This window comes from Kitasatospora sp. NPDC057542 (assembly GCF_042801945.1).
In the GTDB taxonomy this organism is placed as follows: Bacteria; Actinomycetota; Actinomycetes; order Streptomycetales; family Streptomycetaceae; genus Kitasatospora.
Genome location: NZ_JBHVFE010000457.1, coordinates 1 through 7133, shown reverse-complemented (window position 1 = coordinate 7133; position 7133 = coordinate 1). Strand labels below are relative to the sequence as shown.

The window sequence follows — 7133 nt, the reverse complement described above, 5'->3', positions numbered from 1 at the left end:
GGTCTCACGACCCCTGGGCCCCGGCCCGCAGCAGCGCAGTCACTCCCCGGCGAACCGCTCCCGCAGCTCGGCCAGCACCTCCGCCGCCTCCGGCAGCCCGGCCGCCTCGCAGCGCGCGATGCCGGCGGTCAGCCGGGCCACCGCCGCCTCGGTGCGGCCGAGGTCGCTGCCCTCGATCAGCGCGGCCAGCCGGACGGACTCCGCCCGCGGCGACTCGGCCTGCTCGCCGCCCGCCTCGTACTCCGGGATGGCCCGCTCGACCTCGGCGAGCGCCTCCTCGTACCGCCCGGCGACGGCCAGCGAGCGCGCCCGCTCGTAGTGCGAACCGCCGCGCAGGTACCACGAGTTGTACTCCTCGCCGCGCCGCTCGGCCGCCGCGCCGACCGCATCCGCCTCGGCCAGCAGGGCCAGCGCCGCGGCCAGCCCCTCCTCGCCCTGCTCCCGCATCGTCAGCCGAGTCAGCTCCCGCAGGGTGGCGGCCAGCTGGTCCACCTGCGGCGCCTTGCCGTGCGCCTCGCGGGCCCGGGCCAGCGCCGCCTCGGCGGCGTCCCAGCGCTCGGCCCGGGCGAGCGCCAGGGTGGCCTCGCAGGCGACCATGGTGTGGGTCTCCTGGTCCTCCCAGCCGGCCACCAGGTCGGCCAGCCGCAGGTACTCCTCGGCCGCGTCCCGGTGCTCCTCCAGCTCGGACAGGCCCCGGGCGAGGTCCAGCCGGGCCTGGGCGAGCATCCGGACGTCCAGCCGGGCCGCCGACGCGTCCAGCAGCACCGACTCCAGCACGGCCACCGCGTCCGCCGCCCGGCCGGTGTCGCGCAGGACGTCGGCCAGCTGGAGGCGCACCCGGGCGGCCTCCTCGACCGCCTCGGCGCCCTTGCGGTCGTAGCGCGCGGCCGCCTCCGACAACGCGCGGACCGCACCGCCGAGGTCGCCGACCTGGAGGCAGCAGTGGCCGAGCATCATGTACGTCGGCGCGTACGGGTAGGAGTCGTCGCCCCAGCGCACGGCCTCGGCCAGCGCCCGGTGGAACACCTCGACCGCCTGGCCCGGCTCATGGCTCTGCAACAGCACCTGGCCCAGCAGGCCGAGCACCCGCGGGGTGTGCCAGGGCAGCTCCGCGGCGTCCAACTGGGCGAGCACCTCGCGCAGTTCGGCCTGCGCCTCGGCCAGCCGGCCCTGCCGGGCGGCGGCGTCGGCCGTGTACTGCCGGGAGGTGGCGGCCCGCCGCTCGGAGCCCAGCTCCACGGCCGTCCGCCGGTAGGCCCCGACCGCCGCCTCGAAGCGCTCGGCCACCTCGGCGGTGGGCTCGGGCTCCGCCTCGACCAGGTCGTGGTGGGCGGCGTAGGCGCGGGCCTGCAACACGATCAGGTAGTCGTCGTCGGTCAGTTCGCCGCCTGCGCGCAGTTCCTCGGCCCGGGCCAGCGCCGCGTCGAGCGCCGCCCAGTCGACCTGCCTGGCGCCGCGCGCGCCGTCCTCACCGTCCGCACCCCCGCTGCCGTCCGAACCGCTCCCGCCCCGGCCGCTCCCGTTCCCGTCGCTCCCGTCCCCGTCGCTCTCGTCCAGGTCCGCGATCAGCGTCCGGGTGCGGCACATCAGCGCCGGCCCTGGCAGCCCCGCCTGCTCGAACAGCTCGGCGGCGGCCAGCAGCCCGGCCTTGCCCTCGGCGTACGCGTCCCGCTGGAGCGCCTCGTGGGCACGCTGCTCGGCGAGTTCGGCGCGCAGCCGCTCGGGGCCGCCCAGCTCGGCGCTCTCCGGGTGGACGAAGCCTGCGGCCCCGGCGCGCTCGGCGACCCGCTTCCACAGCCGCTCGGAGTCCGGGTGGCCGAGCAGCTCCAGCTCGCGGGCCCGCAGCACCAGGGCGGTGAAGTCCTCCGGCTCCGGCTCGGCCGTCCGGCGCGGCGCGGGCGCGACGGCCGGGGCGGCGGACAGCTCGGGCGCGACGGCGGCCCGCACGCCCAGCGCCAGCGGCTCGGCGAGCAGCGGCTCGACGGCCAGCCGGGCGCGCCGCTCGGCGCCGACCGCGCCCGTGCCGTTGCGGGCGTCGAAGCGGGCGGCCAGCGCGTCGGCCTCGGCGCGCACGTGGGCGAGCAGGGAGTCCACCGTCCAGGGCGTGCCGGCCGGGCCGCTGACGGCGAGTTCGCCGTGGCCGGCCCGGGCGAGCCGGGCGACCAGCACCTCGACACCGGTCAGGAAGTCCAGCCGGGCGGCCGGGTCGCCGGTGACCGTGAACAGGGCGCGGTTCTCGGCGAGCAGCTCCAGGCCGCGCGGCTCGTTGCCGGACAGCGCACAGAACTCGACGTGCAGGCCGACCGCGCTCAGCATCGAGGCCTTGCCGCGGGCATGGCGGTAGCCGCAGAGGTGGCCGGAGCGGGCCTCGTCCGGCCGGCCCTGACGCAGCTGCGCGAGCAGCGCGGTGGCCTGGCTGAGGTAGGGCTCCTGCTCGCAGCCGGAGCGGCCGTCCAGCACCGGGGCGAGCACCTCCAGCGCCCGGGCGTCGTCCCCGGCGGCGAGGAAGTGCCGGGCACGGGCGCGGGTCTCGCAGGCGTGGCAGTCGCTCAGCTCGGAGCGCGGGCGGGCCGCCCACAGCTCGTAGGCGTTCTGCACGTCGATACCGGTCTGCACGGCCAGGTGGTAGCGCTGGGCGTAGTACGGCTGGAGGTCGTGACCGGCCGCGCGGTAGCGGTCGCGCAGCTCGGTGTGCCAGCGTCCGATCGCCGCGAGGGGGACGTCCGGGGTGTCCTTGAGCGCGTCGGCGACCCACTTGAAGCGCCAGAACACCTGGTGCCGGGCCCACTCGCCGAAGCCGTCCGGGTCGGTGTCCCAGAGCTTGAGGATGCGGGCGAAGACGACCGGGCCCTTGCTGCGCTCGCCGTCGTACTCGTAGGCCTCCATCAGCTCCAGCAGGGCCATCGAGCGGACCCCGGTGTCGTCGAACTGCTCGGCGGCGTCGACGAGTTCCTCGGCCGTGACGGTCCTGGTCCGGCCGTACGGGCGGGCGTCGTTCTCGCGCAGCGCGGCCATCACCGCGTCGGGGGTGTCCAGCATCACGCCTCCGCCCCGCCGTCGCGGCCGGAGCCGGCAGCCTCGTGGCCGAGCATGGCGTGGTCGAGCAGGCTGATGAACGAGCGGTTGAGCAGGGCGGACTCGCTGGCCTTGAGCGGGCGGCGGGTCATCAGCACGGCCTGCCCGTACAGCGCCTCGACGGCGGTGACGGCCAGCTCGCGGTCGGTGACGGTGGCGGCGCGGCGCACCAGCGGGTTGAGGTGGTTGAGCACCAGCTGGGCACGGGGCACCTCGGCGCGCAGCGAGCCGAGGATGTCCGCCCACAACCCGTCGGCCTCGTCGGCGAGTTGGGCCCGGGTGCGCTCGTGCCGGGCCTCCCGGTTGTCGAGCAGCAGGGCGGGCGCGTTGGTCGGGTGGAAGCTGCGCAGCGCGACGTCGCAGTCGAACCGGCCGACCACCTCGCGGGCGATCGCCAGGAAGGCGTTGGCGGCCAGCTCGACGGCCGGGTCGACGGTGTCCAGGTGCGCGGTGACGGTGCCCGGGTCGAGGTCGGAGACCGAGACGCCGGGGCGGATCTCGGGCAGCCGGTGCACCAGGTCGTGGTCGTACGTGTAGCCGCCGTTGACCACGCCGAGCCCGGCGGCGCCGGCGATCGGGGCGACCTGGCGGAACTCCTCGACCGTCCGGGTCACCAGCACCACCGGGTGGCTGCGGGCGAACTCGTCCAGGGTGACGTTGCCGTCGGTGGTCTCGAACGGCAGCCAGGGCAGCATCATCCGCAGCAACTCGTCGTCGTAGCGGGCGAGTTCCTTGACGGCCAGGTGGTGGACGGACAGGAAGCGGTGCAACAGCGCCGGGTCGCTCGCGGACAGGCCGGTCAGCCAGTCGCGGATCCGGGCACCGAGCGCGTCCCGGACGGCGGCGAGCGTCTCGTCGGCGTACAGGCCCTCGCGGGAGGCGGTGGGGCGCAGCCCGTCGGTGTCGACGACGCAGCGGACGAAGAACGCCCAGTCCGGCAGCAGTTCGTCGGCCTGGTCGGAGAGCAGCATGCCCTTGAGGTGCACCCGGTGGCCGTTGCGGCGCGAGGGCGGGGCGGCGTCCGGCAGGACGTACGCGACGCCGCGCAGGCCGACCAGCGGCAGGTCCAGCTCGATGGTGTCGAGCGGGGTGAAGTCGAAGGCGGCGCGGCAGTACTCGGTGAGCGCGTCGCGCCTGGCCAGCGGGGAGGCGTGGCGCTCGGCCCACGGCGGGGTGCGGTTGACCCGGTGCTCGGTGCCGCCCGCGTCGATCACGGTGACGTCGTGGCGCAGCAGGCTGCCGAAGTCCCGGGCGAGGGTGAGGACCCGGCCGGGGCGGGTCCACTCGGCGGCGTCGGCGCGCGGGGCCAGCGTGACGGTGGTGCCCGGCTCGGGCTTGGCCGAGGCGGGCAGGGTGCGGATGGTGTAGCTGCCGTCGGAGCTGCCGCGCCACTCGATCGCCGGGGCGTCCGGGGTGGCGGCGGAGCGGGTGACCACGGTGATCTCGTCGGCGACCACGAAGCAGGCGAGCAGGCCGATGCCGAACTGGCCGATGAAGTCGCCGCGGGCCTGGGCGAGCCCGGCGCCGTCGAGCCGGCCGTCGGCGTCGCGCTTGGAGCTGCGGCCGATGGTGGCGAGGAAGGTGTGGACGTCCTTCTCGGTCAGGCCGATGCCGGTGTCGGTGACGGACAGCACGTCGTCGGCGCGGACGGTGATCGTGGCCGGCGCCCCGGGGTCGAGGGCGCGGCGGGCGGAGATCGCGTCCACCGCGTTCTGCAGCAGCTCGCGCAGGTAGACCCGCGGGCTGGAGTAGAGGTGGTGGGAGAGCAGGTCCACCAGTCCGCGCAGGTCCACCTGGAAGGTGTGCGCACTCGTCGGGTTGTCGGTAGGGGACACCGGAGGCTCTTTCGATCGCGGGGTGGATGGCGGTGGTGGGGTACGGCTCAGCGCCAGTACGAGGTGCAGCGGTCGCGGTGGGCACGGAAGGCCTTGACCGGATCGCGCGACAGGTAGTGCCAGGGCGCCTCGGTCACGCAGCCGTCCAGCGCGTCGAACAGCAGGCGCGCGGTCTTGGGCTGGTCGGCGAGGGAGAAGGCCATCGCGAAGGCGTTGAAGCTCGCCTGCCAGCCGCGCACCGGATCGAAGTCGGGGTGCAGGACGGACCGGAAGGCCGCCTCCTGGAGCCCGGCCACCACGGCCGGGCTGGTCAGGTAGGCGCGGTCCTCTCCGTCCGGGAGAGCCAGCCACTGCTCCAGGTGCGCGAGTGCCACCAGCTCACCGAGGGGACTGCCCTCGGGGGCGGCGAACATCACCGAGCGGGCGAACTCGTGCATCTCCTCGTGCGAACCGCCCCACTTGGCGCTCAGCTGCTGCAGCCGGATCCGGTGCGAGCCGGCGTTCCCGGGCGCCCGGCGCACCGCGGCCTCGAAGCGGCAGGCGGCGACCTCCGGGCCGAGTGAGGCGCCCAGGGCGCTCATCTGCAGGAAGTTCCAGGGGGCGTGCCAGGACGGCTCGCGTTCGGCGGCCTCCAGCAGCTGCTCCTCGGCGACGTCCAGGCGCTGGTGGAACACCTTCCACCCCTCCTCGGTGACGTCCTTGGCCCGGGCAGCCGTCCGGGCCTCCCAGCCCCAGACGACGTGCCGGGCTCCGGACAGCAACAGCAGCAGGGTGTCGTCCGGGGTGTCGGCCAGCGCGCGGGACGTCCACTGCTCGACCCGGGGCACGTCGGACATCGCCCCGACGAGGAAGGACAGCTCGGCGCCGTCGGCGGCGGCCAGCGTGGGGCGCAGCGCGGCCCAGTCCCCGGCGGCGGCCTGCCGGAGCGCCAGGCGCGCCGACTCGTCCCCGTACGTCGGGTCGAGCCGCGGCTCGGCGCTGCCGGTGGCGGCGGGCGATCCGGCGCCCCGGCGGCCGAACCCGAACCCGCGCCGCACGGCCCGGTCCTGCGCGCCCTCCCCGCCGGAGCGGCGTCGGAACAGCGGCATGTCTGGCCCCCTCGAACGTCATCGGTATCTTTCGCATGGCCGCACGCTGGCCACGAGATAGGTACATATCACGGTCGACTGACATCCGTTTGCCCAGCCCAGCGCCCCGGGCCGCACGGAGGGAGGCGGTGGACCGGCCGCCCGCCGCTCGGCACGGCCCGGCCCGGATCGAACACCCGGGGGGAGGAGGACCGGCCCGCACGGCCCGCGGCCCGGCCGACGGGCCCTCAGTCGACGGGCCCTCAGCCCACGCCGAGCCCGGCGTCCGGCGCCTTGCCGCTCTGCGCCTGCTCGATCCGCTTGACCAGCATCACCGCGAACTTCCGCGTCGCGGCCACGTCCACCGGACCGCCCTCGCTGGTCACGCTCGCCACCACGGTGCCCGAGCGCACCACGATGCCGACGCCCTCGCCCTCGGCCAGCGGCCCCTGGAAGGCCTGGCTCTCGCTGCCCAGCGCCGGAGTGTCGACCTTCTTGAACGGCCCCGCGGAGTACGAGGCGTAGTTCTCCTTCAGCCGCTGCGCCGCCGCGTCCCGGCTGGGCAGGGTGTCCACCAGGAAGCGGACGACCACGTCCCCCGAGGAGAACCGGACCGACCCGCTCAACGGCTTGCCGGCGCAGGAGGCGGCGGCGGCACCGGTGCAGGTGACCTTGTGGTCGGCGGTGTCGACCCTGCGCTTCTCCTCCTCCCACCCGGCCATCGCCTTGGCGTCCGGCAGCACCTGCCCGACCACCTTGTCGTCCAGCAGCGCCGTCTCCAGGTCCCCGCGAGGCGCTTCCGCCGCGGCCGGGGCCGGGGCGGAGACGGGTGCCGAACCCGCCCCGGGCGCGGAGGGCGCCGCCTGGTCGGGCGCGCCCCCGGCCGGGGCGGAGGCGGACGCCGCAGCCGTACCCGGCGCAGTCGTACCCGCCGCGGACGAGGCCGGAGAATCCGCCGCGCCGACGCTCTTCGACCCCCCGGAGGAGCACCCGGCCAGCACGCCCGTCAGCACTCCGGCCGCCGCCACCGCGGCGAGCACCCGCCGACCACCCATCCCCATCGCCCTCCCTAGGCCTGTCAGTGACCCCTCAAGATAGCGACCGCCCCGCTGCCGAACACCGGCGGGGCGGTGACCGCCCCGGTCACCGCCCCGCC

The 7133-nt window shown here is 75.8% G+C and carries 4 protein-coding genes; all 4 read right to left on the bottom strand.

The window, feature by feature from the left end; translation table 11 throughout:
• Positions 1-39: 39 nt before the first annotated feature.
• Positions 40-3039: a hypothetical protein gene (locus ACFU7Y_RS36340; RefSeq protein ID WP_380770912.1), complete on the bottom strand. Its 3000-nt coding sequence runs from the start codon at positions 3037-3039 to the stop codon at positions 40-42.
• Positions 3039-4910 carry an HSP90 family protein gene (locus ACFU7Y_RS36335; RefSeq protein ID WP_224284743.1) on the bottom strand — a complete coding sequence of 624 codons (1872 nt, stop codon included), beginning with the start codon at positions 4908-4910 and terminating at the stop codon, positions 3039-3041. The genes ACFU7Y_RS36340 and ACFU7Y_RS36335 overlap by 1 nt, the downstream gene beginning before the upstream one ends.
• 47 nt (positions 4911-4957) lie before the next feature.
• Entirely contained in the window at positions 4958-5998 is a 1041-nt protein-coding gene (locus ACFU7Y_RS36330; RefSeq protein WP_380770911.1) for a hypothetical protein, read from the bottom strand.
• A 242-nt stretch (positions 5999-6240) separates the two neighbouring features.
• Positions 6241-7032 carry a hypothetical protein gene (locus ACFU7Y_RS36325; RefSeq protein ID WP_380770910.1) on the bottom strand — a complete coding sequence of 264 codons (792 nt, stop codon included), beginning with the start codon at positions 7030-7032 and terminating at the stop codon, positions 6241-6243.
• Positions 7033-7133: the final 101 nt, after the last annotated feature.

Excerpts from the sequence above, each read along its gene's own strand:
- ACFU7Y_RS36340 (WP_380770912.1), bottom strand. The coding sequence starts at position 3,039 with ATGCTGGACACCCCCGACGCGGTGATGGCCGCGCTGCGCGAGAACGAC.
- ACFU7Y_RS36330 (WP_380770911.1), bottom strand. The coding sequence starts at position 5,998 with ATGCCGCTGTTCCGACGCCGCTCCGGCGGGGAGGGCGCGCAGGACCGG.
- ACFU7Y_RS36325 (WP_380770910.1), bottom strand. The coding sequence starts at position 7,032 with ATGGGTGGTCGGCGGGTGCTCGCCGCGGTGGCGGCGGCCGGAGTGCTG.